This window comes from Kitasatospora nipponensis (assembly GCF_039528135.1).
In the GTDB taxonomy this organism is placed as follows: domain Bacteria; phylum Actinomycetota; class Actinomycetes; order Streptomycetales; family Streptomycetaceae; genus Kitasatospora; species Kitasatospora nipponensis.
Window position 1 is genome coordinate 1 of the sequence record NZ_BAAALF010000601.1, and the last position, 847, is coordinate 847.

General features: G+C 68.6%; 1 protein-coding gene. It reads left to right on the forward strand.

The genetic code is table 11. From position 1 onward, the window contains the following. Positions 1-374 precede the first annotated feature (374 nt). Positions 375-587, forward strand: coding sequence for a hypothetical protein (locus ABD323_RS42165; RefSeq protein WP_344447358.1), 213 nt, complete (start codon positions 375-377; stop codon positions 585-587). Positions 588-847: the final 260 nt, after the last annotated feature.

Genomic DNA, 847 nt, shown 5'->3' on the forward strand with positions numbered 1-847 from the left:
CTTGCGCTCCAGCGCCGCCCCATCCCGGCGTCTGCTTCCCCGCTCGGTCACTGTGTTCCCCCTTCGTCCCGCTGCGGCCTTTCGCCGCAACCCAGTTACGACAACGGATGGGGCCACTTCATTCCCGAGCGCGTCTGCGGTGCCTCAACTCCGGCAGTTCGCCATCAGCAGACGCCAGTTACCGGGAAACGACTACGTGCTTCGGCAGGCGCCATGCCAACGTACGGGTGTCGGGGAAACCGCAGGTCAACGAGTGGATCGACCTCCTGTGGCCGCCGTCACCGACTTCGCTTCCACGCCACCTGCACCGCCTTGACGCCCGAGTAACTGCCGCTCCCCGCTGCCGCCCTGAACTCGCCTGTCCCGGAGCTCCTGTGTCTCAGAATCTGACCGTCGGCCACCTTCTACGCCAGCTCCAGAGCCTCGACCCCAGCCGGCCGATCCGCCTCGCCATCAACCCCGACTGGCCTTTCGCTCACTACCTCGCCGTCGACCTCGTGGTCGAGCACGGTGTCGCCTTCATCGCCGACGACGGCCAAGAGGGCTACCTGCCGCCCGCCGTCCGTAACGCCCTGGCCTGGGGATGACCCCAGCAGCGTCCACCCCACCACGCCCGGAGCCCGCAATCACCCACACCCCAGCCGCCAACCTCACCGCGCTCGCCGATCTGGCCTCGCGGCCGATGCCAACCGGCACGCGCGGCGCCCTCGTCCAGCGCGTCACCGTCCGCCCCGACGACCCCTTGGACGTCCGCTGGCTGCCCACCAACTCCGCACCGTTGGACTTCGGCCAGATCCTGCTCAGCTGGGAGCCCGTTTCCCACAGCGGAATGGATGTCACCGCCCAC